21 protein-coding genes and 1 pseudogene are annotated in these 25001 nt (G+C 37.3%); 6 read left to right on the plus strand and 16 right to left on the minus strand.

All coding sequences use genetic code 11. The features are described from left to right. Window positions 1-58: 58 nt before the first annotated feature. The 5 genes and pseudogenes from msrQ to CPS_RS16255 all read right to left on the minus strand — a co-directional run bounded on the left by msrQ (window position 59) and on the right by CPS_RS16255 (window position 3260). A complete protein-coding gene (gene msrQ, locus CPS_RS16240; protein ID WP_011044386.1) occupies window positions 59-688 on the minus strand; it encodes a protein-methionine-sulfoxide reductase heme-binding subunit MsrQ in 630 nt (209 codons plus the stop codon). Continuing rightward, a pseudogene (locus CPS_RS24170) lies at window positions 666-905 on the minus strand (hypothetical protein). The gene msrQ and the pseudogene CPS_RS24170 overlap by 23 nt, the downstream one beginning before the upstream one ends. A gap of 63 nt (window positions 906-968) precedes the next feature. Further along, window positions 969-1985: a protein-methionine-sulfoxide reductase catalytic subunit MsrP gene (gene msrP, locus CPS_RS16245; RefSeq protein ID WP_011044387.1), complete on the minus strand. Its 1017-nt coding sequence runs from the start codon at window positions 1983-1985 to the stop codon at window positions 969-971. A 152-nt stretch (window positions 1986-2137) separates the two neighbouring features. Continuing rightward, entirely contained in the window at window positions 2138-2506 is a 369-nt protein-coding gene (locus CPS_RS16250) for a glutaredoxin family protein (RefSeq protein WP_041738008.1), read from the minus strand. Window positions 2507-2708: 202 nt separating this feature from the next. Continuing rightward, on the minus strand, window positions 2709-3260 hold the full coding sequence (locus CPS_RS16255) for a DUF2058 domain-containing protein (protein WP_011044389.1): 552 nt from the start codon (window positions 3258-3260) through the stop codon (window positions 2709-2711). Between the two features lie 718 nt (window positions 3261-3978). Here CPS_RS16255 and CPS_RS16260 point away from each other — a divergent pair. Next, window positions 3979-4257: a peptidylprolyl isomerase gene (locus CPS_RS16260; protein ID WP_011044390.1), complete on the plus strand. Its 279-nt coding sequence runs from the start codon at window positions 3979-3981 to the stop codon at window positions 4255-4257. Window positions 4258-4388: 131 nt separating this feature from the next. On the opposite strand, the gene CPS_RS16265 is transcribed toward CPS_RS16260, so the two are convergent. From CPS_RS16265 to CPS_RS16305, 9 genes are all read right to left on the minus strand, one after another. Further along, window positions 4389-5684 (minus strand): inorganic phosphate transporter, encoded by a 1296-nt coding sequence (locus CPS_RS16265; protein WP_011044391.1) that lies wholly within the window; start codon window positions 5682-5684, stop codon window positions 4389-4391. A gap of 10 nt (window positions 5685-5694) precedes the next feature. Continuing rightward, a complete protein-coding gene (locus CPS_RS16270) occupies window positions 5695-6375 on the minus strand; it encodes a TIGR00153 family protein (RefSeq protein WP_011044392.1) in 681 nt (226 codons plus the stop codon). Window positions 6376-6592: 217 nt separating this feature from the next. Beyond that, window positions 6593-7294 (minus strand): phosphate signaling complex protein PhoU, encoded by a 702-nt coding sequence (gene phoU / locus CPS_RS16275; protein WP_011044393.1) that lies wholly within the window; start codon window positions 7292-7294, stop codon window positions 6593-6595. 48 nt (window positions 7295-7342) lie between these two features. Next, window positions 7343-8182, minus strand: coding sequence for a phosphate ABC transporter ATP-binding protein PstB (gene pstB, locus CPS_RS16280; protein ID WP_011044394.1), 840 nt, complete (start codon window positions 8180-8182; stop codon window positions 7343-7345). A gap of 151 nt (window positions 8183-8333) precedes the next feature. Continuing rightward, window positions 8334-9971, minus strand: a complete 1638-nt coding sequence (gene pstA, locus CPS_RS16285; RefSeq protein WP_011044395.1) for a phosphate ABC transporter permease PstA — start codon at window positions 9969-9971, stop codon at window positions 8334-8336. A 185-nt stretch (window positions 9972-10156) separates the two neighbouring features. Next, window positions 10157-12493 carry an ABC transporter permease subunit gene (locus CPS_RS16290; protein WP_011044396.1) on the minus strand — a complete coding sequence of 779 codons (2337 nt, stop codon included), beginning with the start codon at window positions 12491-12493 and terminating at the stop codon, window positions 10157-10159. 346 nt (window positions 12494-12839) lie between these two features. Then, window positions 12840-13874 (minus strand): NAD-dependent epimerase/dehydratase family protein, encoded by a 1035-nt coding sequence (locus CPS_RS16295; RefSeq protein ID WP_011044397.1) that lies wholly within the window; start codon window positions 13872-13874, stop codon window positions 12840-12842. 95 nt (window positions 13875-13969) lie between these two features. Then, a complete protein-coding gene (gene tviB / locus CPS_RS16300) occupies window positions 13970-15250 on the minus strand; it encodes a Vi polysaccharide biosynthesis UDP-N-acetylglucosamine C-6 dehydrogenase TviB (protein WP_011044398.1) in 1281 nt (426 codons plus the stop codon). A gap of 94 nt (window positions 15251-15344) precedes the next feature. Then, window positions 15345-18107, minus strand: coding sequence for an SLBB domain-containing protein (locus CPS_RS16305; RefSeq protein WP_011044399.1), 2763 nt, complete (start codon window positions 18105-18107; stop codon window positions 15345-15347). Window positions 18108-18489: 382 nt separating this feature from the next. Here CPS_RS16305 and CPS_RS16310 point away from each other — a divergent pair, with 382 nt between their 5' ends. Then, window positions 18490-19929 carry a peptide MFS transporter gene (locus CPS_RS16310; RefSeq protein WP_011044401.1) on the plus strand — a complete coding sequence of 480 codons (1440 nt, stop codon included), beginning with the start codon at window positions 18490-18492 and terminating at the stop codon, window positions 19927-19929. Between the two features lie 154 nt (window positions 19930-20083). Continuing rightward, the gene (locus CPS_RS16315; RefSeq protein ID WP_011044402.1) at window positions 20084-20662 is read left to right on the plus strand and encodes a 5-formyltetrahydrofolate cyclo-ligase; all 579 of its coding nucleotides are present in this window, start codon (window positions 20084-20086) and stop codon (window positions 20660-20662) included. Window positions 20663-20802: 140 nt separating this feature from the next. Here the strand turns inward: CPS_RS16315 and CPS_RS16320 are convergent, their stop codons facing one another. Both CPS_RS16320 and CPS_RS16325 read right to left on the minus strand, forming a co-directional pair. Then, a complete protein-coding gene (locus CPS_RS16320) occupies window positions 20803-21717 on the minus strand; it encodes a tRNA pseudouridine(65) synthase TruC (RefSeq protein ID WP_011044403.1) in 915 nt (304 codons plus the stop codon). A gap of 1 nt (window position 21718) precedes the next feature. After that, window positions 21719-22066, minus strand: coding sequence for a YqcC family protein (locus CPS_RS16325; protein ID WP_011044404.1), 348 nt, complete (start codon window positions 22064-22066; stop codon window positions 21719-21721). Between the two features lie 147 nt (window positions 22067-22213). Between CPS_RS16325 and CPS_RS16330 the strand changes: the two genes are divergently transcribed. The 3 genes from CPS_RS16330 to CPS_RS16340 all read left to right on the plus strand — a co-directional run bounded on the left by CPS_RS16330 (window position 22214) and on the right by CPS_RS16340 (window position 24866). Then, window positions 22214-23266, plus strand: a complete 1053-nt coding sequence (locus CPS_RS16330; RefSeq protein WP_011044405.1) for a DUF3549 family protein — start codon at window positions 22214-22216, stop codon at window positions 23264-23266. A 28-nt stretch (window positions 23267-23294) separates the two neighbouring features. After that, window positions 23295-23597: a DUF3301 domain-containing protein gene (locus CPS_RS16335; RefSeq protein ID WP_011044406.1), complete on the plus strand. Its 303-nt coding sequence runs from the start codon at window positions 23295-23297 to the stop codon at window positions 23595-23597. 111 nt (window positions 23598-23708) lie between these two features. Next, the gene (locus CPS_RS16340) at window positions 23709-24866 is read left to right on the plus strand and encodes a hypothetical protein (protein WP_138140305.1); all 1158 of its coding nucleotides are present in this window, start codon (window positions 23709-23711) and stop codon (window positions 24864-24866) included. Window positions 24867-25001: the final 135 nt, after the last annotated feature.

The following is a 25001-nucleotide window of genomic DNA, read 5'->3' on the forward strand; positions in this document are numbered from 1 at the left end:
ATCCGATTAGGACGGGTAGATTATAGAAAAAAGCAATGTTATACCAATGTAAAAAGAGTTATTTAGTCCTTATTTTTTTAACAAATATAGACAGGATCAAAGTTTTAATTTTTTTATAGCGAAATGCTAATAAGGCAACCGTTAACAGCATGTAGAATAAGGGTGAAATGATTTCTGATTTAACCGACCAATAAAAGTGCACTGACACTAACATGGCAATAAAATAACTGTAGTTATGCAAACTTTGCCATGATTTCCCCATATTACGTTTAATACTATTAAGGGAAGTAATGGCCAGCGTAGTTAATAAAACAAAAGCAATCATGCCAATAGTGATATATGGCCGTTTAACCACTTCGCTAAAAAATAAAGACCAAGCAAGCTGTAAATCAAAGACCAAAAAGTTAAATAAATGCATCAACGCATAACTGAAAGTATATATACCGAGTAAACGTCTTATCTGTAATAGATAGCCCAGTTTAAATTTTTTGGCTATAGGTGACACAGTCAGTGTTACTAATAACAAGTTAAAAGCGCCAATACCGGTAAAATGTATGACTTCCTGCACGGGATCAGCGCCAAGCTGATCATTAAAGGCAAGGTAGTATAAATTTAGTAAAGGTAAAAACGCAGCTAGATGAATAACGACTTTTAACAGTAAAACTTTATTCGATGTAGTGAAAAGCATATAACAATAAGGCCTTAGGGACTGTTGAACTTTTGAGATTATTTTTGCAGTGATTTGTTGGATGTTTATACAAGGCAGAACTTTTGTCATGTGGTTATTCTACATAAAAAAGCGATAACGAAGTAAAAACAACCAACAAACGCTGTCCGAAGGATTCGGCTAAAAGTGTTTTACTCTTTGTTGAGTAGTATTTGCTTAGAATTACTAGGCTACACACTACTCGCCGCGATTAAATCCCTTTTACCTCGAACAAAACTTAACCGCTAAAGATAAACAGTCCCTAGTAATACTTAGTTAAATCCATATCTTTATACATATGCGCTACTTGTTCACCATAGCCATTAAAAGGTAAGGTCTCAATGCGGTTTCGAGCAAATAACCCGCCAGAGGTTATCCGCCTTTCGCTGGCTTGACTCCATCTTGGATGATCGTGCGCTGGGTTTACATTGGCATAAAAACCATATTCATTAGCAGCGAGTTTATTCCACGTTGTTTGGGGTTTTTCACGTACCAACTTAATTGATACTATCGATTTAATACTCTTAAAACCGTATTTCCATGGAACAACCAAGCGAATTGGCGCACCATTTTGTGGGGGTAACGTTTTACCATACAAACCTACACTCATTAAAGTGAGTGGATTCATCGCTTCGTCGATACGTAATCCTTCTATATAAGGGTAAGCAATACCGCCACCCAAACGTCTATCGCTTTGACCTGGCATTTGCTCAGGATCATGCAGTGTTTCAAAAAGCACGTATTTAGCCGATGAGTTTGGCGCAACTTTTTTTAATAAATCAGCTAAAGAAAAACCAATCCAAGGGACCACCATTGACCAAGCTTCTACACAACGAAGTCGGTAAATGCGCTCTTCTAGGGCAAACATAGTCGTTAAATCATCATAATCTAAGGTAATGGGGTTATCACATTCACCGGAAATAGATAGTTGCCAAGGGTTCACTTTAAAATTTTGAGACAATTCAGCGGGTTGATTTTTCTGAGCGCCAAACTCATAAAAATTATTGTGGCTAATAACTTTTTGTTCCGGAGTTTTAATTAACGAAACATTATCTTTATCCGCAGTAAACTTTAAAGGCGTTGTTTTAAAACTACTCGCATCAGCGTCTTTATTATCAAAAAAACCAGCATTGGCTGTTTTAGATATTACTGAGCCTAATAGAGCACCTGCACCGAGAAATCCCATACTTTTGATAAGTTGACGGCGCTGTATATAAACTGACTCATCAGTAATGTCGGATGTTTTTAGTGCGGATTTTGGTGGGGTTTTTATCAACATAAAGGGCCTACTAAGTTTTCAGAACAAGTGATTAACTTAATAGACACATTTTTTTGATAAATAATTTCAATAATAACTTTATAATCACCCTAAGGAGATCAACACCCATTAACTTTTCAATCAAATGTTAGTGAGTATAAAAATAATCAAGGTTAGGCAGCCTTAGTTAACGCTTGTAAGTGGCTAACTACATCACTTGACTCATATAACCATTGCACTTGGCCATCTTCTTTTTCAATACGTAAACAAGGCACTTTACGTTTACCGCCTTCACGCACAAGCTCTGCACTGTAGTCATTATTACCATTGATATTACGCAGCTCAATTTTCAACCCTTCACGCTTCATTGTACGACGGACCTTCACACAAAATGGACACGATGGTAGTTGATATAAACTGAGTGTTCGTGTTTTATCGTCAATTTTGGCTTGCTCGTCTGCGGCGCGTTTTGGCGATCGTGGTGAAAAAGTAAGGTTTAGTAACAAAATTAATTGACCTATTGGCCAACGGATAGCTTTCATCAACATAATAAATAACAACTCTTGTAAATCAAATAAATCTAAAAAAAGCTAACATATTGTTTATGCTAGCCATTGTAATAGCGTTAGTTTTATTGGTGTGTTCGACACCTAATTTCGCAGTATTCTAACACATGCAACGAACATTTATCTGTCCGCTATTAACCGGGGAAACAGTTTACATAAAATGCATTCCTGATTCGTCCTACCACATCAAATCATCTGGAATTTGATAATCAGCGTACGGATCATTTTCATCTGTTTCTTCAGCATCAACTTTATCGTTCTGAACAAGTATGATGTTTTTATCAAGTTCTGCGACTTTTTCTGCCGTTTCACTGGTAACAAGATAGGTAGTTTCATTCAAACCACACAGTGCCAAACGACCATTGACTAACGCTTTATGCGTTTTGCTATCTAGCGCTAATTTTTTAACTTTATTATCGAAAGTGTAATTATATTCACTTTCCCCTCTCACACCAGTTAGTTGGTGATGCTCAAGAATCTGTTTGATGCGTAATTGTTGTTCTTTATTAGCGATCTCAATATTTTTTGCATCATTAAGCGCACTATCTTTAGCAAGCTTATCTGCTTTTGATAGTGCTAAGTCTTGCTTTACTTGCTCTTGCAAGCTTGCACCATGCTCAACACCACTGCGTTGTTGTTTGTTTTTCTTACGCTTGTCAGCATTAGCTTGCCGCGTTTTTTGTTTAGTGGTTAATCCGGCTTTGAGCAATTGATCTTGGAGAGAGGCCATCGGTAATCCTTACTGTGTTATACCAATCGTACTATTTATTGGTATTAGTACGATATGAGTACAGAATCAGTACAATAGGTGAATCAAAAATTGCCGCTATTCTACCTATTTTTAATACCAAGTCCATTAAGTTATTTCCCACTCAGCGAGAATTAAAAGGTTTAAAGGCAAGGTATTGATTGAAGAGAATGGTTATTCCCTTGTCAAAATCAATAACACAGCATGTAAGCCTTTTAAACTCGCCCTTGGGAGCTTGTCATAAAAGCAATAACTGTACAAATTTTTGAGATATAGACATGACTATACCAGCAAAAATTTTGTTTGTTATAACTCTTCTGACATAGCTCTGAGGTGGGAATAAATTTAATGGAATTGGTATAAGTTAAAGTGCGAATCTACTCTCGTAATAGCTAACGCAGGATAATTTATCCTCTCTATTAATATGGCTACTTTACTCTTAACGGTTAAGTTAACTTTTTACTTATTTCCACTATCGTTCTTTTAAAGTACGAAGCCCGTGGTATAAGGACTTTACCTTAGTTTTATCCGTTTTAAATATATCTCTACTACAGCTAATAGTTCAATGAATTCAAGGGCTAATAAATTACTTATATTTACCTGACTTTCAATTATTAATTAAATGCGTTAATGTAGCTTTGCTCAATTATAAATATTTTAAAATAGTTATAATTTCATAATACAGAAATAGGAAAGAAGTATGTCTCAAGCAAGTGCACGCCACCTTTTAGTGGATACAGAAGAAAAATGTTTAGCCTTAAAAGCAGAAATTGAAGCAGGTAAAGATTTTGCTGAAGTGGCTAAAGAACATTCGAACTGCCCATCAAATGCCCAAGGTGGTGATTTAGGTAGCTTTGGCCCAGGTCAAATGGTTCCTGAATTTGATAAAGTTGTTTTTTCAGCTCCTTTAAATACAGTACAAGGCCCTGTACAAACTCAGTTTGGTTACCACTTATTAGAAGTTACTGCACGTAACTAAATCTAGTTAACTAAAGAGTTAAATAGGTAGCTATTTAATCAAGGTACTTTAGAAGTCGTGATTAAATAAAGAAAATAAAAAAGCCGCAACAAGTTGCGGCTTTTTTAATTCTGTTTTTCAGGAGTAAGAGACTAACTAAATGTTGCCTGCATAATCCAGAAGAAAACAATAGATAAACCAGCACCAACAGGTAAGGTTATAACCCAAGATACAACAATGTTACGTACAACACCTAAATTAATAGCTGCGATACCACGTGCCATACCTACACCTAACACAGCACCAACAAGAGTTTGTGTGGTAGAGATAGGTAAGCCTGCACCTGAAGCAATAACAACAGTACTAGCAGCCGCTAACTCAGCTGCAAAACCACGACTTGGTGTTAAATGTGTAATACCTTGGCCGATAGTTGCAATAACTTTATGGCCAAACAAGGCAAGGCCGGCAACAATACCAAAACCACCCAGTGGTAATATCCACCAAGCTATTGCTGATTTAGCGGCAATTTGTCCATCATGTTCAACAATACTAACCACGGCAGCTAATGGGCCAATAGCATTGGCAACATCATTTGAACCATGAGCAAACGCCATTGCACACGCAGTAACAATCATCAATATTGCGAATACTTTCTCAACGTTTACGTAATGAGCTTCTTTAGCAAGGTTTTCATCAAACTTTAAGCGGCTAATAAAGAATTTACCAATAATAGCAACAATAATTGCGACAATGGCTGCCAAATAGAAACCACCAGCGCCTTTAATTTCAAAGTTAACAAAGCCTAAATTGACGTTTTCTAGGCCGATATGCTTAAGACCTTTTTTGATAGTAACCAGTGATAATACAAAGCCAGCAAGGAACATATAAGCAGGAACCCAACGCTTAGCTTGTTGCAATGGTTTATCCGTATCAAAAATAAGCTTTTGCGCACTATTAAAGATAATAAAGGCGATAATTCCTGATATTAGCGGTGTGATAATCCAGCTACCAACGATGCCAACTACTTTGCCCCATTCTACAGCATCAGTACTAACACCAACTGCAGCAAAACCAACAATAGCACCAACAATTGAGTGGGTAGTCGATACAGGCCAACCTAAAGCTGAGGCTATTAATAACCATGTAGCTGCAGCAAAAAGTGCTGAGATCATACCGTAAACCAGTAATTCTGGGCTATCGACAAAGTAACTGGCATCTATAATGCCTTTACGAATGGTTGAAGTTACTTCGCCACCGGCAAGGTAAGCACCCGCAAACTCAAAAATCATCGCAATAATAATGGCTTGTTTAATCGTTAATGCTTTCGATCCAACAGAGGTTCCCATTGCATTAGCAACATCATTGGCACCAATGCCCCACGCCATGAAGAAGCCAACAACGGCAGCAAGAATTACAAAAGTGCCGCCTGAGTTAAGTATAATTTCCATCAAATAAACCCTATTTTCTAGCGAGAAGAATTTCTAAACGTGCACCTACACATTCAGCAAGATCGGCTAAATCACCGACCCAATCAATAATTTGATATAAGAACATTACATCAACTGGATTCAAATCCTTTTCAATCGCTAATAAGTTTTTACGCAAAATAACTTGCAAGTCATCAGTATCATCTTCGATAGCATCTAACTGGCTGATCATTTTTTCTACCAATACCACTTCACGTCCACGGAAGCCTGTTTCTAATAAATCATCTAATTCATTAATCGCTTCAGCTGCTTTTTCGGTAGCATCAATGCAACGTGCTAAATAAACAGTGAATTCTGCTTGTAAGGTGACAGGTATTTCAAGTTTTCGTCCAAGAACGCGACCAGCAATGTCTTTTGCTTTGTTCGCTATTTTGTCTTGTTGAGAAACGAGTTCAAGTAAGTCAGCTCGATCAACTGGCATAAATAAGCCACCTGGAAGCTCTAGACGTAATTGACGTTTTAAGGCGTCAGCATCTTGCTCTAATTTTGAGAGTTTACGACGAACTTTAGCCGCTTCACTCCAGTCTTCTGCAGTACATGCTTCAAAAAATGGGATTAGTTGTTTACTACATTTAACAACTATTTGAATATGTTTTACTAACGGTTTAATCGGTGATTTTGCAAATACACCTAAGATTGAATTTTTAGCCATAATTGTGTTTCCAGTCAGTCTAACTCTCGTCATTGCTATTCGCCGCGGATAGTACCCCATTTAACTTCTAATGTTAAATGCTAATATCAGCTTAAACGCATGCCTTTATTAACTCAGCGCAATAGTGTGATTTATTTTTTGCTAAACACTAGTATAGTGCATAGTTAATTAATTGAATTTATTATAATTTTAATTACTCAGTTGGCGCGCAAGCGAGTTATAAGTTTTTCATATCTTCTGCTGTGGTATGACGTACAACCTTACCTTTAACAAAGTAAATGATGTATTCACAGATGTTTTGACAACGATCACCAATACGTTCCAGTGCGCGTGCTGACCAAATAACCGTCATAACTTGCGGAATTGAGCGTGGGTCTTCCATCATATATGTCATCAATTGACGCATAAGCGCTTCATATTCACGATTTATTTTGTCATCCATTTGGTGAATTTTAATCGCTGTTTCACAATCCATTCGAGTGAATGCATCAAGGCTAGCCTGTAAAAACTCCAGTACTCGTCGTCCTAGGTTATCTAGATTAACCAGTAAATCTTGCTGTGATGAAGAAAAGCTTTCTAGCGCAACTTTAGCAATTTTCTCTGCCTCATCACCTATTCTCTCCAAGTCAGCAATCGTTTTTACAACAGCCATAATCAAACGTAAGTCACCAGCAGCCGGTTGGCGCTTTGCAATAATACGTGTACATTCATCATCAATACTGACTTCATAAGCATTAATTTGGTAATCGTTGCTCAACACTTGTTTGGCTAAATCAACATCAGATTGACCTACAGCAATAAGTGCGTCAGTTAATTGCTTCTCAACTAAGCCGCCCATATGCATAACATTATTTATAACGCGTTCTAAATCTTCATTGAACTGGCCGGAAATATGACGACCAATTTGTAAATTATCCATGGGATATCCTTTCAAAGGTATGTGCTTGCATCTTTTATTAATTTATAATTAACCGTAACGGCCAGTAATGTAATCTTCAGTTTTCTTTTTCAATGGCGTGGTAAACAAAGTATTGGTGTCACTGTACTCTATTAAATCTCCCATATACATAAATGCTGTTTGATCTGACACCCGTGCTGCTTGTTGCATATTATGGGTAACAATGACCACGGTAAATTGCTTTTTAAGATCATTGATTAGCTCTTCAATGGTCAAGGTTGAAATAGGATCGAGTGCTGAAGTAGGTTCATCAAGTAATAAAACCTCAGGTTGAATAGCAATAGCACGAGCAATGACTAAACGTTGTTGCTGACCGCCCGATAAACCTAATGCACTCTCGTGCAACCTGTCTTTTACTTCATTCCAAAGCGCCGCGCTACGAAGTGATTGTTCGGCAGCTTCATCAAGCCTTCTACGGTTATTTTCCCCCATAATACGTAAACCATAGACTACATTTTCATAAATGGTTTTCGGAAAAGGGTTCGGTCGTTGAAATACCATGCCAACTTTGCGTCTTAGCTCAGCGACATCAACATGTTTATCATAGATGTTGCTGCCATGAAGGTTTATCTCGCCACTTATATGGCAATTATCAACTAAATCATTCATACGGTTAATAGAGCGTAATAACGTAGATTTACCACAACCACTTGGACCAATGAACGCTGTTACCTGCCCTTTGGGAATAGACATAGTAATATTATTTAGCGCTTGTTTTTTACCATAGAATAAATTTAATTTATTAATATCTAAGGCAACTTGTTCTGGTGTTAAATTGGTTAAATCTAGCTTTTTTTCAATTGCTTTATCTGAGCCAGGCGCTAACGCCTTTGGGCTAATAGAAATCATAATAGGTGTTTCTCTAATTACTTTTGATTAATCTTTATTTACTAATTGATCGTTATGAATTTAAAATTATTAATTGCTCGTTACTAATTTACTATTAATAACTGCAATGAATAACTATCCATTACTCATTGCTAACTGTTGTGAGAGCAAACTAGTGCTCTAGCATCTTATATCTTTCACGTAATTTATTACGGATTGAAACGGCGGTCATATTTAAAGCAACAATGATAGTTACTAATAGTAAGGCTGTTGCAAAAACCAATGGACGTGCGGCTTCAACATTAGGACTTTGGAAACCAACATCATAAATATGAAAGCCTAGATGCATGAACTTTCTATCTAAGTGTAAGAATGGGAAGTTACCATCCAAAGGTAGGTTAGGTGCCATCTTAACTACACCAACCAACATTAATGGCGCAACCTCACCAGCTGCTCTAGCAATCGCTAAAATAATACCCGTCATAATAGCAGGACTGGCAATAGGTAAAATAATTCGCCACAACGTTTCGGCCTTGGTTGCTCCTAACGCTAATGAACCATGACGCATAGTCGATGGAATGCGTGATAAGCCTTCCTCTGTTGAAACAATAACTACCGGTAAGGTTAATATGGCTAACGTTAACGCTGACCATAAAACACCCGGCGTACCAAAAGTAGGGCTAGGTAAGTTTTCTGAATAAAATAGTTGGTCGAGTGAGCCACCCACCATATAAACAAAGAACCCTAAACCAAATACCCCGTAAACAATAGAGGGAACGCCGGCTAAGTTGATAACCGCAATGCGTAGCAGCTTAGTAAATGCATTTTTACCGGCATACTCATGTAGGTAGATAGCCGCGATAACACCAAACGGTGAAACAATGACTGTCATTAATAACACCATAAGCACGGTACCAAAAATAGCAGGGAATACACCGCCTTCTGTATTAGCTTCGCGAGGGTCTTCGATGAGAAATGAACCAATATGGCTAAAGAATAATGCCGTTTTCTCAAAGGTATTAAGTTGATTATTAAATGTGACTTTAAGAATATATTCAAAGTTAATAGTAACGAGTTGACCGTCCATAGCACGCATCACGATATGATCACGTGATATCTGCTCTCGATATCCCATCAGCTCGTTTTCTAGTATTTCGTAGTCCTGGTTCAGTGCCGCTATTTCGCTATCAATTTTTACTTGTAACTCAGCCGTTAGCTTATCTTGCAATTGATATTTACGCGTTTTTAATCGCAAACGTTCTAATTGATAGTTGATAGCACCAATATCTGACTTTTGTAAATCATCGATCTGGTCTTGAAAATTATCAACACGCGTTAATAATTCATCCAACTTGTTTTTATCTACTTCTTTTCCATCAACCACTACACTTTCAATGAAACCGTAAAAGTTACCATGAGTACGACGTTCAACCACAACTAAATCTTTTGGTGTTTGTGTCTTTTGAATGTTATGACTTAACAACCAACGAAAATCTAAACTCACCAGCTCGCGGTTACCTGTTTTGATTAACAGTCGCTCTAATATTTCTTGTTCTGGATCAAGCGCCAAATTTAAATGTGCTAATTGGCTTACCGGAATTTGCTCTCTATCGTAGATTTCACCAATGACAACACTCTTAGCGCCATGTTGATCGGTAAGATCAAATTGATATAACTCACTTGGCCAAAAATATGACAAGCCCCGTGAAGCGATAAGCCATAATAGGCCTAACACTGAAATTAAACTGATACTTACGCCACCTGCCGATAACCATATCCACGGTGAACCTGATTTAAACCACTTATTCATAAAGTAACTCGTCATTGGTGAGTGACTTTTCATCTTGTTGCTGTAAAGCCCAACTTATGCGTCAAATGTACTCATTGATACTTATCAACTCCGTACATTTTCCTTTAAATTGAACTCTACAGCTTAAAGCTGACTAGCCACTTATATATAAATTATTGTTTGTTTTCTAAATTCAATACGATTAACTACATTGAGCTGTATTTTTCGCGTAATCGTTGACGAACAAATTCTGCTGCGGTATTGAAAATAAAGGTGAAGATAAAGAGTACAAATGCTGCCAAGAATAATATTCGGTAATGGGAACTGCCTACTTCAGATTCGGGCATTTCTACCGCAATGTTTGCTGCAAGTGTTCTCATACCTTGGAAGATACTCCAATCTAAAATCGGCGTATTACCCGTTGCCATCAAGACAATCATTGTTTCACCAACTGCACGACCAAGGCCCATCATCACAGCAGAAAATATGCCGGGACTGGCAGTTAGAAGTACCACACCGATTAATGTTTGCCATTGTGTTGCCCCTAATGCTAATGAACCGCTTGTTAAATGACCTGGCACACTGAAAATAGCATCTTCAGCCATAGAGAAAATAGTAGGTATAACAGCAAATCCCATCGCAATACCAACAACTAGAGCGTTACGTTGATCAAAGTTGATACCTAGGTCATTGGTTAGGTATTGGCGCATATCACCATTAAAGAAACTGTTTTCAAGCAGTGGTGATAAAGAAAAGGCCGCATAGGTGGCTAGTATTATCACAGGAATTAACAAAATGGGTGCTAATGTTTCTGGCAGTTTGTCTTTGAGCTGGTTTGGTAATTTATGCCAAGAAAACGCAGTGATTAGTGTTGCTAAAGGTAAGAAAATAAATAACAGGAATATTGCTGGTAAATATTCTTCCATTAACGGCGCTAACCATAAACCTGCTAAAAACCCTAAAATAACGGTAGGTAATGCTTCCATCATTTCAATGGTCGGTTTAACTTTTTTACGCATTCCCGGTGTCATAAAGTAGGCGGTATATATCGCAGCAGTTAAGGCAATAGGTACTGCAAATAACATCGCATATAAAGCCGCTTTAATAGTACCAAAAGAAATAGGTACTAGAGAAAACTTACCTTCAAAGTCATCAGAGCCTGATGTTGATTGCCAGATATAGTCTGGCTCAGGGTAACCTTCATACCAAACCTCCTGCCATAGCGCTTGCCAAGTAACTTCTGGATGCTCATTATGAACACTAAAAGCCTGTAAACTTTTATTAGAAGCATCAAGAGGGTCATTACCAATAATAATCAAACCATTAGCACGAGGCGCTATCGAAAATGCTTCGGGTTGAGTTGAGGCAAGTTTGCCTTGCCAAAGATGTGCTGAGCTGGTGGTATAGAAAACATTAACCATACCTGAATTGGTCATGGTGTAAAAACTCTTTCTGTATTGCTCAGTATAAATAGCGGTTATCGCACTTGATGTTTTGTTGTTTTTGTCATAACTCGCTTCGCCATCATTAGCGTTGAAGCTTCGAATTTGCTTAAACTGGCGACCTGATTCCGTTGCGACTTCAAACCACTGACTGATTCGACCACTACTATCACCTAATAAAACAGAACTACTCCCTGAAAGCAGTGCCATTGAGGTAAGGTAAGTATTGCTATTATCGAGAGTCGGTGTAATTGTTGCTTTAAGGCTGACTTCTTCGTCATCATTTAGCGAATATACATACACCGTTGAAGCACTTCGAATAAAAGCTAAACTTAAGTCAGGTGTCACTTTTATTTCATCAATGACATCATCAGTAAGCTCAATTTGTTGAAAAATAGTTTCGTATTCAACATCATCACCATCACTAGAAGAACTGAAGTCATCTTCAGCAATAAAGCTTGTTTTTATTAAACGTTTATCTTCAGTAAAAGCAACAAAAACAATTCTTTCATCATCCATTGCAAAGGCTAATTGAGAAAGCGGTGTTTGTTGTTCATCAATAACTAGTGAATTTTGACCGAGAGGATAATTTACTTGAGGGATTATTTCACGGGTATCATTAGCGTATTTAGCATAAAAGCTTGGCTGAATTAATAACGTTTTACCCTTGATGGTATGAAGTAATTTATTCGCTGAAAAAGAATTAACTACATTAACCACTTGTTCTTGATTGAAGTCTTCACTTGAAAATAAAGACATAGAAAGCGCATTATCACCAACAGCAAACTGGTTGTCTGATTCAGAGGCGCTGGCTTTTAAATAATAGAAATCAATGTTACCAGCTTCTGTAATTTCATAAGCCACTTCTTGTAACTCATCAACGCCAGTACTTAACACTTTTTCATTACTTGTTAAGTCTAGACTAATACTAACCTTTGGCTCAATTTTAGCAGAGTCAAAAATAGGTTTTACTACGTAAAGTAAATACAAAAAAATCAGCACTAGGGTAAATAAAACGCTAATACCACCGAGGGTTATTAACCATTTTGCCAATGAATTTTTAACCCCACGGCTTCGGTTCGAACTAATAAGACTTGCCACTTAATTAACCTTATTATCAACAAGCTAAAAAATAGCTCATTCAATATAGAGAATATGATAAAAATAACTGAGCGAAGTATAAGTCAGTTATGTGACAATTTTATTACAACGGAAAATCGATTAGATAAAAAATTGTTTTGGGAGTACCAGGGGGAATAAAAAAGCAGCTTTAAATGAGAGCTGCTTTTTTAATATTATGACTACCTAGCCTTGCGACTATGAATTAACAGGGAGTTATTCGTTTTACATAAGTAATGAAAATAAATGTTCCAAAACAAGGAGCTTGATTGAGTAATAGTTGGCTATTGTGGTTGATTTCAACGATGTTAGGGGGTATTAAGCCCCTTTAATTCAAGAATTTAATATACCAAGGCATCGCTTTGTCTATACCTTGTTGAATTTTAAACTCAGGCTCAAAGCCAATCAAAGATTTTGCTTTAGAAATATCAGCCTGTGAATGTCTAACATCACCTGCTCTAAAATCTTGATACGTTGGCGACTTTTGATAATCAACACCATTTGCTTGTAAGGCAACTTTCAAGCTATTAAATAAGGTATTTAAACTCGTTCTATCACCGAGGGCAACATTATACACTTGGTTTTTACCTGCATCATTGGCCGTTGCAGCTAAAATATTAGCTTGTACGGCATTTTCAACAAAACAGAAATCGCGACTCGTTTCACCATCACCATTTATAAGTAATTCTTCATTAGCGATCATTGCAACTGTCCACTTAGGGATTACCGCAGCATAAGCGCCGTCAGGGTCTTGTCTTTTACCAAAAACATTAAAGTAGCGTAAGCCAGTGCAATTCAAACCATAGGTTTTATGAAACACATCGGCATAAAGCTCATTTACATATTTAGTTACTGCATAAGGAGATAGCGGTTTACCGATAGCATCTTCAACTTTAGGTAATGCTGGGTGATCTCCATAAGTAGAACTTGATGCAGCGTAAACGAAGCTTTTAACTTGAGTTTCTTTCGCTGCCGTTAACATAGTCAAAAAACCGGTAATATTTGCTGAGTTAGTTAATAGGGGATCAGCAATTGATCTAGGTACTGAGCCTAACGCTGCTTGATGAAGGATATAATCAACACCACTTTTGTAATGGCTTAACGCGGTTTGACAGTCTTCCAATTGGCGAATATCACCTTTAACAAAATAAAAATTTTGCCATTGCTCAGCCGAAACCTGTGTTTGAACTTCATCAAAGTTGTGCTGATGACCCGTAGCGAAGTTATCTAAACCGACAACTTTCTGATTTAATAAAAGTAATGTTTCTAAAAGATTCGAACCAATAAAACCAGCACAACCTGTGATAAGCCAAGTCTTTGGTGAATTGAGTAGTTCTTGTTTAATTTTTTTAAATTGAGTCATTTGTTTAAATAGTCCTTTCTTTAAAAAGACACCCTTAGCTGAATCTTCAACTAAGGGTGTTTTATCTATATCTAAGTAAGTTATAGTCAAATAATTTATAAGCGAATATCAGCTAATTCTTTGTCTAGCATATATTTCAAATCATAAATCACATGATCTTTTTTCATCAATAACTTAATATCATCTGCGGATAATGCTTTAAATTGATCATGAGCTACTGCAAAAATAACCGCGTCATAGAAGCTATGCTTAGGTGCTGATATTAAGTCAACATCATATTCATGTTTTGCGTCTTTAGGATTAACCCAAGGATCGTATACATCAACATTAATATCAAATTCAGCTAACTCAGACAAAATATCAACAACTTTGGTATTTCGCACATCAGGGCAGTTCTCTTTAAAGGTCAAACCCATAACGAGAACATTAGCGCCATTAACTGGTAACTTCCTTTTAAGCATAGTTTTCACTAACTGTGAAACCACATATTCGCCCATAGAGTCATTAATGCGACGACCAGCAAGTATGACCTCGGGATTGTAACCTATAGATTGTGCTTTATGAGTCAAATAATAAGGATCAACACCAATGCAGTGACCGCCGACAAGACCAGGTCTAAATGGTAAGAAGTTCCATTTAGTACCGGCTGCTTTTAATACTTCTTCAGTATCAATATTCAATTTATTAAAAATGACGGCAAGCTCATTGATCAAAGCAATATTTAGATCTCGCTGAGTATTTTCAATGACTTTTGCCGCTTCAGCCACTTGAATACTTGATGCTTGATAGGTACCTGCTGTAATAATTGATTTATATAAACTGTCAATAAAGTCGCTAATCTCTGGCGTTGAGCCCGAAGTTACCTTAAGGATATTCGTTACTCGATGTTCTTTATCACCCGGGTTAATGCGTTCAGGGCTATAACCGGCATAAAAATCTTGGTTAAACACTAAACCAGAGTGACGCTCAACTTCCGGTAAACAAACTTCTTCGGTTGCTCCCGGATATACCGTAGATTCATAAATGACGATATCACCTTTATTAATCACTTTAGCAAGCATAGCACTCGCCTTTACTAATGGGGTTAAATCAGGTTGTTTATGTTTGTCGATAGGCGTCGGCACGGTAACAATATAGATATTACAATTTTTTAAATCGTCAACGTCAGCAGAATATGAAATAAATTCAGAATCAGCTAATTCTTCACTCGATACTTCTAAAGTAAAGTCATGTCCTTGCTTTAATTCGCCAACACGTTTGGTGTTGATATCAAACCCCAAAGTAGGGTATTTTTTACCAAACTCTACTGCGAGAGGTAAACCAACATAACCTAAACCTATAATGCCTAGCTTCACGTTTTTTAATGAGTGCAACATACTATGTCCATTTATTGTATTTTGATTAATCTTTCTTTTAAATTTTTGGTAATAGATAATGCTATAAGTTGAGCATTATCTATTGTCGCTTTATTTAAATACCGCTGATAGCAGCAATTGCCACTGCCGAATTGTAGATGATGCCTGTTACACTGGTCCACAATGCTAAGTTATTCATATACTCAGCATCAAGTGGTACAACGATGGTATCACCTGGTCTTAAGTTATCACCGGAATCACTGCTAAACCAATTACCGCTGTCCATCATTTTAATACTACCATTGGCAGAAATAATATAAATTCGGTCTTCATCTGCACGTTTTTTGCTACCACCACTTTGAGATAAATAATCATCTGCTGATAAATTAATATCGTATATATGTGATGAAGTGACTTGTACTTGGCCGACAACGTTAATAGAATTTTTCAAAGTAGGAACATATAACACATCACCACCTTCAAGAAGAACGTCATAGCTTTTGTTATTCATTACCCTAGGTAAATCAAGCACTAGACGTCCAACGGGCTGTACATTAGCCATATCTGCTAACATTTGCTGTACTTCAGCATAAGATTGCGAATAGTTTTGATCAGACATGGATTTAGAGGCCATTTCTATACGTAAATCTGCGGTCAATTTTAACAAGTTCTGTTGCTCAATTTCGCGTAATTGCACCCGCGTAAAAACAGAGCCTTCTTGATGGGCAAATTTGGTAAAACCACCGGCCTTAGTTATTAAGTCGGCCAAACTCTCACCACGACGTACGGTATATTTACCCGGAAAGACAAATTCACCTCGTAGCTCAACAACGCTGTTTTCACTCCAGGCTGGAACTTGATGAATATTCAACCTATCTTTTGAGTTTAATATAACATTATCTTTTTCATCACCAGCAAGAGCCCCACTTAAACTAAACATTAGCGACGTTTGTTGTGCTCTATTATTAATAATCTGATTACGAGAAACCTCAGCACGTACCACATAAGCCGACTCAGTTAAGCCGCCTGCAGCGGCAATTAAATCAGATACACGGGCATTTTTAGCTAAAGGATATATCCCTGGAAACTTCACTTCACCGTCCGCTTCAACTAATTGAATTGGTTGACCGGACTTGCCTTGACGTTTTAATTTTTCAATAATAGGCATTAATAAACGTTGACGAGAAAAAATTGTTAATTCTTTAGGATCAAGTTCTTCTTCTAATTCTCCACCACTAAACTGAGCTATAGATTGTTCAACTAATTTAGCTGCAGCAGCTTCTTCACTATCAAATTGAGCGACTTGCTCACTATCGCCGTATTTCAACCAAAATTGTTTTTGTTTATATTTCTCTTTCGCTAAATCTTGTTCTTTTTTGGTGAGGTTATCTTGAGTAAAAGCCAAAGAATCTAAGTTGATTTTACTGTCAATTAATTTAATGATGTTGGCAAAAACTATGATCTTATCGTTGCCTTGTAAAATAATATTATCTTTTGAGTTTGACGCTGAAATAGCTTTAGCTAAATCAAATTGTAAGATTTCAATATTACGGGCAATATCAATTTCACGCACAACAATAGAATAATTAAGGTCGGCCGAATGTAATAAATGAGAGTCGATATTAGGGAAGATATCCGTGATACGCTGACCGGTTTGCCATTGGTATTTTCCAGGACGGGTTACTGCACCGATAACAGTGATAGACTGTTCAAACATCTCAGCAGCTTTCATCACATAAACCGCATCACCTGCATGTGCTTTTTTAGCTAAGTCATTTTTTTTAGTCAGATCAATATTAACAACAGTACGTAAGGAGTCTTGATTATAACGTTCAACACGAGTTGTTTTAGCAAAGGCTGTAGGTAAAAGCCCACCGGACATAGCCAAAACATCATTAAAGTTTTCGTTTTGGCTTAATTCATAAATAGCTGGGCGTCGAACTTCACCTTCAATACTGATAGTATTGCCTTTAGGTGCAATGAAAATAACATCACCAGATTGCAATAGTACATCGCTACGTGAATCACCTTTAATCAACAAGTCATATAGGTCTAGGGTGGTAACTAACTTACCAGCACGTTTAAGTTGTATATTACGTAAACTACCGATATCACTAATACCGCCAGCCGCAAAAATAGCATGGGTAATACTAGATAATGAACTTAAAGTATAAGGCCCTGGTTTATGAGCGTCACCTAAAACAAAAACACGCATAGAGCGCAAAGAAGCGATACCGACAACAACATCAACACCAATAACTTTTTCTTTAATTCGTGCGGTCAACAAACGCTTCATTTCATTAAATGATAAACCTGAAACAGTAAAAGGCCCGTGAGAAGGAAAAATAATTTGTCCCTCACGGTTTACCGTTAATTCAAGTTCATCTTTTTCTTTACCAAATACTTGAATAGAAATGTTATCACCTGGACCAATGATATAGTCTGCAGGAATAGCAATATCCATCATAGGGGCAAAGGTTTGCGGTGAATTAGCAAAAACATCATAACCAAAAGGTTTGAGTTCATCGCTATTTTCTAGCTTCTCTAATTCTTCTTCAGAAATAGGGTTTCCTTCAGCATCAAATTGAGTTCCACGTGGGAAGGTCTCTGTATTCTTTTTTTCTTCACTAGAACCCCCTTTCGATAATTGACCTTTTATACTGTTTAGATCAACGCCCATACTTTTAGCAAGCGCTTCTTGTTGCGAAGGAGGTAATTTTTTAAATTGCTCCATTTGCTGTTGGCTTATCTGATTTGCAGCAAGCGCTTTCAAAGGTAAATTAGCAAGGAGGAAAGTCGATATCAGTAAAATACCAAATAAAGATTTTACAACATTAACGTTGTTATTCTTAAAAAAATTTTCAATAGCGGTTATCATTTTAACAAAGAGTTCCTATATGGCCCGTGCGTAATACATATAAAGCGAAGGTTTCAATCTATCCCTGAATAATTCCAAGAAGCTAATGCCAAGAACCCTAAGTTTAATCACTAAATTTAGTGACGACAAAGTTTACCAGTATATCGTTATGCAAACAATATGTTAACTAAGCTAGCCGCCCTTATTATCGAGTTGTCATTCAGTGAGCACGAGGAAAGATTTCTCTACACCTCCCAAAGCAAGGTATTCATTGATTTATGCCAAAACTTGCCTTTATTTGTTCACACGGGTATAACACTCGCGTAACTAAAAAAACTAAACTTAAAAAGTTACGGTAAAAACTAACGCTAATGATTATAAAAATAAAATCTAGGATAATGATATGACTCAACCTAATGCAGGTACCTTGTTTGGCCACCCAAAAGGACTTTTCCTTTTATTTGGTACTGAAATGTGGGAACGTTTCGGTTATTACGGCATGCGTGCCCTATTGGTACTTTATCTTATTGCCTCTGTTCAAGACGGCGGTTTTGGCTGGACCAATCAAGAAGCGTTAAGGCTCTATGGCTTTTTCACTATGGCTGTTTATTTAACACCGGTAATAGGTGGCTGGTTAGCTGATAACTATATTGGTCAGCGTAAAGCAATTATCTGGGGCGGGATAATTTTTTCATTAGGTTATTTTACCCTAGGTATTCCAAAGTCAATGATTGTTGGCATGGAAGAAACGGTATTTTACCTTGGTTTAGCACTTATTATTACGGGTAATGGTTTATTTAAAGCCAATGTTTCTAGTTTGGTGGGCGAGCTTTATGACGATGGCGATCACAGACGTGATGCTGCTTTCACTATTTTTTATATGGGCATCAATTTAGGTGCTTTTTTAGCGCCAATAACTGTCGGTATATTAGGTGAGCAAGTTAACTGGCACTACGGCTTCATCTTAGCAGGTTGTGGTATGTTGATTGGTTTGGCCCTTCAGCTTACTTTAGCTAACAAATATTTAGGTGATATTGGCGTAGTTCCATCAGCTAAGCGCACTAAAGGAGAGCAAAAATCTCATGCACCATTAACGTCTCAAGATATGGACCGCATGAAAGTTATCTTGATCATGAGCATGTTCTCAGTTGTTTTCTGGGCGGGTTTTGAGCAAGCAGGTGGCTTATTCACTATCTATGCTTCTGATTTTACTGACCGTACTCTCTTTGGTTTTGAAATCGCTGCTTCTTCATTTCAATCATTAAACGCTATGTTCATTATTTTATTAGCACCTTTTGTTGCCTCAGTTTGGGTTAAGATGGGTTCAAATGAACCGACTTCTCCGAAGAAATTTGCTTTGGCGATGTTGTTTTTAGCCTTAGGTTTCTTCGTTATGTTCTGGGCTACTATGGTTCAAGGTGGTGATGTTGCTGTTAAAGTGAGCATGTTGTTTCTTGTTTTTGCTTACCTATTTCATACCTTGGGTGAATTATGTTTATCACCAATTGGTTTATCGCTGGTAACGAAATTAGCCCCACTTAAATTTACGTCATTATTAATGGGTATTTGGTTCTTCTTTACAGCCTTATCTAACTTCTTAGCCGCATTTATTGGTTCATTCGTTGGTGAAGGTGAAGAAATGGTTAATAATGCAGCAAACATCTTTATGGGTGTTGGTGTCGGTGCTTTAATTACTGGTCTTATCATCTACCTATCTGCTGGTAAGTTAGTTGAATGGATGCATGGTGCAGAAGGCGATATTCCTTCTAATTTAGAAGAGAAAATCGAACAAGAAATATCAGTTACCGGTACTCACGAAGGTGTTGCTGAAACTCATAACTAATTAGTTTACGTTACAGGTTACAGAATAATATTAAGCTGGGTGAGCAATCTCCCAGCTTTTTTTATATTTGAAAACAGACGTTAAAGCAGATGTTAATGTTGGTAATAATAGTCGATAATTAATAGCCGTTAACTATTTAATGATGACCCCTCTAATGAATGCACGTTCACAATTGCGAAAAGAAATTAGACAACGCCGTAATGCGCTATCCGTAACGGAACAGTCTAATGCAGCGATAGCTTTGACCAAAAGATTGTCTAGTCATAGTCAGCTTCTGCTAGCTAAACGCATCGCAATCTACTTAAGTAATGATGGCGAATTATCAACGGATAACTTTATAAGTTGGTGTTGGCAGAATAACAAAGAGGTCTACTTACCAGTAGTACATCCTTTCAGTAAGGGAAACCTACTATTCTTGCATTACCAGCAAGATACTGAGCTAGTTAGCAACAGGTATGGCATTTTAGAGCCAAAGTTAGACGTTACTTTGGTTTGTCCACTTGAGCAGCTTGATATTATATGTACGCCTTTAGTCGCTTTTGATAACTCAGGCGCAAGGTTAGGCATGGGTGGCGGCTTTTATGACCGCAGCCTAGCTCACTGGCAACAAAATAAAACATACCCGCTCGGCTTAGCCCATGATTGCCAGCTGGTCGATACTGTGCCAGTAGAAGGTTGGGACATTCCCTTACCTGAAATAATTACGCCAAGTAAAAACTATCGATTTATTTAGCAATATCAGGAGGGAGTCGATATTTTATTCGTGCAAGTTAATTGCTAGCATACAAATTAAAGCCCGACTATTTTAGGCTATACATCAGTCAATGATGTGTTTAGCTAGCTTGGCTATTAGCAGTAACCAAAAGTATTTTCCTAACTTAGTGGCCATTCAAATGTAGTAAAAACCTGCTGCCATTGTTCATCAAACGGCGCTGATATTTTAATTCTATCATTGTTGATGGGGTGGTTAAATTCTAATGACTTGGCTATTAACATCAAGCGTTTAAAACCAAAGTGTTCGATGAAAAATGGGTTTTGCTTGTTATCGCCGTAGTTGATATCCCCTAGAATAGGGTGACGTAAATGCGCTAAGTGACGACGAATTTGATGACGTCTGCCAGTAATAGGGCGTACTTCAATTAAAGAATACCTCACACTATCAAACTTACCGACTTTTATCGGCAAACTCGCTTGCTGCTTTACTTGATAATAACTCTGCGCCGATTGTGCTGGCTTGTCACGGCTAACATTTTTATCCCCCAATTTATCTAGCTTCTCTTTCAGTGGATGATCGATTAAATCTACCGGTACTGCCAAGTGACCACGTGCTAAGGCATAATAGGTTTTCACCATAGCTAAATCACTGCCATCGATATTTTTATCCGTAGTAAGTCCTTCGGTCATACTCTGCTGGCCTTGTTGACCCGTCTGAGTCTTATCATGAACCTTGCCCTCAAGCTCAGTGTCAGACTTAAACTCAGCTTGGCTACTTTTATTGGCAAAAGCTTCACTTAGTTTAGTCGCTACGTCTTTAGTTAAAGCAAAAAGAAGTACACCCGAAGTTGGTCTGTCTAATCGATGAACGGGATAAACATATTGCCCTACCTGATCTCGAACTAACTGCAAAGCAAAATAAATTTCATCTTTATCCATATAACTTCGATGTACAAATAACCCCGCAGGTTTATCAACCGCTACCATATACTCATCTTGATATAGGATATCAAGTACAGGTTTTTCCGGCTCTATATCCTCGGAAATTGCTACTTCTAAAGTAGAATTATTCATATCATTCACCTTTACTTACTTTTTCTGCTAATGCTTTATCGATTTTTTGGATAACATCAATCAAAGGCTTAGCACTCGTTGATAAGTGTGTAAAAGCCTCTTCAGCCATTGGCGTTAAAGAAATCTTTGTCGGCAACGATTGTTGTTGATGTATCATCATAGTTATCTTAGGAATAAATATAAACTGTAACCATTGACCAAATGCTAAAGTATCACAGCAAAAAGGAGCGTTACTTGAAAGCTCTGCAGCACTTGGCTGCGGTATTTGCCAAAGATTAAGTGATTTAAGCTCAAAAGCTAGGTCAGCCAGCAAAGTGCTGATATGTTCAGGGTCAGTTTTTATCATCATCTGTGATTATTTTAGGTCGGTTCTTTAAGGTGATTAGTCAATGTCGATAATTACCAGTAAATTATCTCAGATAAATAATTTACTATGTTAATGGCGTCATTATCCTTATAATAACGCGCTATAACAAGCAGCAATATTTTTGACTTTATGACTGACACAGCACCAGCAGCTAACATAGCTACCCTATCAGAATTACTTAAACTTTCAGGTTCACAATACCGCCTTTATGATATTGGTCGACTAGTTAGTGAATTACCTAAAGAGCAATTTGAAAAAGTTGAATTGAATCAATTGCCATACCCTACTCCTACTCAAGGGTGTGCTTGTATTGCTATAGCATTTTGGCAGAAACAATCTTCTCAGCCTTATTTATGGTTATTGAAATTACCACTTGATGAACGTGGTTTATTAAACCAAGGGGCAAGAAATCACTTTATTGCTATTATTGTTGAGGCTTTAGGCGCTGACTTAACTCAAGAAACCTCTAAAAAACAGGAAGAATTACTCAGCAGTAATCCTTACCTTTTCACCCCAGCACAATATAAATTAGCTAGCTTAAACAGCAAAATAAAAGTGGATTTAAAACAGCAACCGAGTGCGTATTTCTCCCCTTTTAGAGAATATCTCAGCCATGGTTCTGATTGGGGTAATTGGCAAGGTGTCGGCGTACAAGGTATCACCGATTTTATTGCGAGAATTAAACATGATAATCATAGTGAGTTGTTACTCAACGCGCTACCGCACTTGCCTGATGAAGTGCTATCTCCCGTTTGTAGCGCCTTAGAAAATGAGCAATATCCAGTCGTTTTAATTGACGCTTTGGTATCTGCATTAGAAAACGCATTAATAATCCCTGATAATTCAGTAAAAACGATGCAATTACTGCGATCACTAGCCGCTAATAGTGACCATACTCATGTGAGAAAAGTCGTAGGACAACTGTTGAGCAATCAAGAAGTCAGCAGCGAATTACTTATCACTTTGTCTGGTAGATGCTGGCAAGCGTTAGCTGATGAAAAAATGCTTATGTGTTATTTTGAACATTTACTCAGTAATAATAACTTACCCCTATTTTCTAGCATTTTTAAAGACTTAGTGACTATCCCATTAATTAGACCTGTTGCTTTCCAGTGTATTCGTAGTGAGGATCGCTCACCAGCATTAGCACAAGCCATTGGGCAATTATTGAGCCAAACTTAGTTATTATTAATTGTGGAAAGTATCATTTATGGAAAATATTTATTATTTATTACTCTTTTGTTTATTCTGCTGGTACTTTGTTTACTTAAGACAGGTCTCTGAAGCAGCTAAACGTCATATTCATCGTTACTGTAAAGACGGTGGTTTGCAGTTTATTTCCCTCGCTAGACGTTCTAGTAGATTAAAGTTTACCAAGAAACACGGCCCCTGTATTTATAGCATTTTTGACTTTGATTTTAGTGGTGACGGTGAATCCAACAATCAGGGCTGCCTAACACTTTATGGCTTAAAACTAGAAAAAATCGACTTACCCGCTTATCGAGTGAGTTAATACTGCCCGAGAATAACCATTGTTATGGTTATTCTCGGTCATAAGTACCATCAACTAGTGTTATGCTATGAGCAATTAACACCTAGTTCAATTTATCTTTTTGGAGTTTTCGTGCCATTTTTACAAGCCGCTTTTTGTCTAAAAGGATTTGATGATCGTAATCGATTTTTTGCAACATCAATACTTACTATTTTGGGCTTTATCTTTTGCTCTGCCATTTTATCTAATTATTTGGCAGTAAATTTTATCATGTTATTAATATTAACCGCGGTACTGAGCTGCAGCGCTAAACGTCGATTACATGACGCTAAACTTAATAAAAACTGGCAATTAGTGCCTGGTGGTTTACTGTTACTTACTGGTATCTTGAGTTTACTTCTTGAAAACAGTGGTAGTTATTATTTATTGATATTACCTCTATTAAGCGCCGCCCTTCTACTTACCTACCCAAGTAAAAATACAAAAGAAAAAAATAATTATATCTTGGGTTATTACGGTCCTGTTGACCTTAGTAGTTATAAACAAAAAACCGTCGTCATGAAAACTCATAATCAACGCATTGAGCCAACATTAGCTGCTGATGGTGCTAGTGAGCAGCTTTATGCGTATAACACTACTGCTGAACAAAGTATTACACCTAACGACACATTTAATGATGAAATTGATCGTGAGGTTGATGGTAAACAAGCTGATATTGGCGAACTTATTCGCTTAAAATTCCTTGGTAACCGCAAAATACAGCTTGGGCTTATCGCCAGTGTCGCGTTAATTTTTATCGGTGTACTAGTTAATAGTGCAATTAATGCTATCCCCACAGAGCAGAATAATACTAACAACACCGAGTTGAGTGAGCCGCAAGTAGTATCTAACAATGTATCCGTTACCATTCTTGCCAATAAAAATCATTTGCTCGCGATGCCTGATAATTTCAATTTATACTTATCAGAATACCAAGGCGTAATTATTCACTGGCAAGCCGATCAAGTTGCTAATGGCGAGCTATGGTCACAATTATCCACAAACGGTGATAAAAGTTGTCAAAGTATTAAGTTTAACAAGGGCTCTTCAATACGTCCTTTAACTGTATTGGTTGAAAATGGTAGTGAATATTTTGCTAGTTTTTCTCCTCTTGATAGTGGCGAGTTAATTCAAGCGCTAGCTTTTCGCGGTAAATTTTCGCTGTGTGGTTATAGCTTTTCTCTTAAAGGCAGCCAAGCGGTATTGGGTAAGCACAACCTATACGCACCTTTCTTAGAACAAGACGCTTAAATAAGCGGTTTACTCCAAAAAAAGATACAAAAAAAGCTGCTCAATATATTTGGCAGCTTTTTTAATGTTCTTTAGGCTAAAAATAACTTTTAATAATACCATTTACATTAATTTAGTGATCTAAATTCAACGAGG

This window comes from Colwellia psychrerythraea 34H, from assembly GCF_000012325.1.
Classification (GTDB): Bacteria; Pseudomonadota; Gammaproteobacteria; order Enterobacterales; family Alteromonadaceae; genus Colwellia; species Colwellia psychrerythraea_A.

Excerpts from the sequence above, each read along its gene's own strand:
- msrQ (WP_011044386.1), bottom strand. The coding sequence starts at position 688 with ATGCTTTTCACTACATCGAATAAAGTTTTACTGTTAAAAGTCGTTATT.
- msrP (WP_011044387.1), bottom strand. The coding sequence starts at position 1,985 with ATGTTGATAAAAACCCCACCAAAATCCGCACTAAAAACATCCGACATT.
- CPS_RS16250 (WP_041738008.1), bottom strand. The coding sequence starts at position 2,506 with ATGAAAGCTATCCGTTGGCCAATAGGTCAATTAATTTTGTTACTAAAC.
- CPS_RS16255 (WP_011044389.1), bottom strand. The coding sequence starts at position 3,260 with ATGGCCTCTCTCCAAGATCAATTGCTCAAAGCCGGATTAACCACTAAA.
- CPS_RS16260 (WP_011044390.1), top strand. The coding sequence starts at position 3,979 with ATGTCTCAAGCAAGTGCACGCCACCTTTTAGTGGATACAGAAGAAAAA.
- CPS_RS16265 (WP_011044391.1), bottom strand. The coding sequence starts at position 5,684 with ATGGAAATTATACTTAACTCAGGCGGCACTTTTGTAATTCTTGCTGCC.
- CPS_RS16270 (WP_011044392.1), bottom strand. The coding sequence starts at position 6,375 with ATGGCTAAAAATTCAATCTTAGGTGTATTTGCAAAATCACCGATTAAA.
- phoU (WP_011044393.1), bottom strand. The coding sequence starts at position 7,294 with ATGGATAATTTACAAATTGGTCGTCATATTTCCGGCCAGTTCAATGAA.
- pstB (WP_011044394.1), bottom strand. The coding sequence starts at position 8,182 with ATGATTTCTATTAGCCCAAAGGCGTTAGCGCCTGGCTCAGATAAAGCA.
- pstA (WP_011044395.1), bottom strand. The coding sequence starts at position 9,971 with ATGAATAAGTGGTTTAAATCAGGTTCACCGTGGATATGGTTATCGGCA.
- CPS_RS16295 (WP_011044397.1), bottom strand. The coding sequence starts at position 13,874 with ATGACTCAATTTAAAAAAATTAAACAAGAACTACTCAATTCACCAAAG.
- tviB (WP_011044398.1), bottom strand. The coding sequence starts at position 15,250 with ATGTTGCACTCATTAAAAAACGTGAAGCTAGGCATTATAGGTTTAGGT.
- CPS_RS16305 (WP_011044399.1), bottom strand. The coding sequence starts at position 18,107 with ATGATAACCGCTATTGAAAATTTTTTTAAGAATAACAACGTTAATGTT.
- CPS_RS16310 (WP_011044401.1), top strand. The coding sequence starts at position 18,490 with ATGACTCAACCTAATGCAGGTACCTTGTTTGGCCACCCAAAAGGACTT.
- CPS_RS16315 (WP_011044402.1), top strand. The coding sequence starts at position 20,084 with ATGAATGCACGTTCACAATTGCGAAAAGAAATTAGACAACGCCGTAAT.
- CPS_RS16320 (WP_011044403.1), bottom strand. The coding sequence starts at position 21,717 with ATGAATAATTCTACTTTAGAAGTAGCAATTTCCGAGGATATAGAGCCG.
- CPS_RS16325 (WP_011044404.1), bottom strand. The coding sequence starts at position 22,066 with ATGATGATAAAAACTGACCCTGAACATATCAGCACTTTGCTGGCTGAC.
- CPS_RS16330 (WP_011044405.1), top strand. The coding sequence starts at position 22,214 with ATGACTGACACAGCACCAGCAGCTAACATAGCTACCCTATCAGAATTA.
- CPS_RS16335 (WP_011044406.1), top strand. The coding sequence starts at position 23,295 with ATGGAAAATATTTATTATTTATTACTCTTTTGTTTATTCTGCTGGTAC.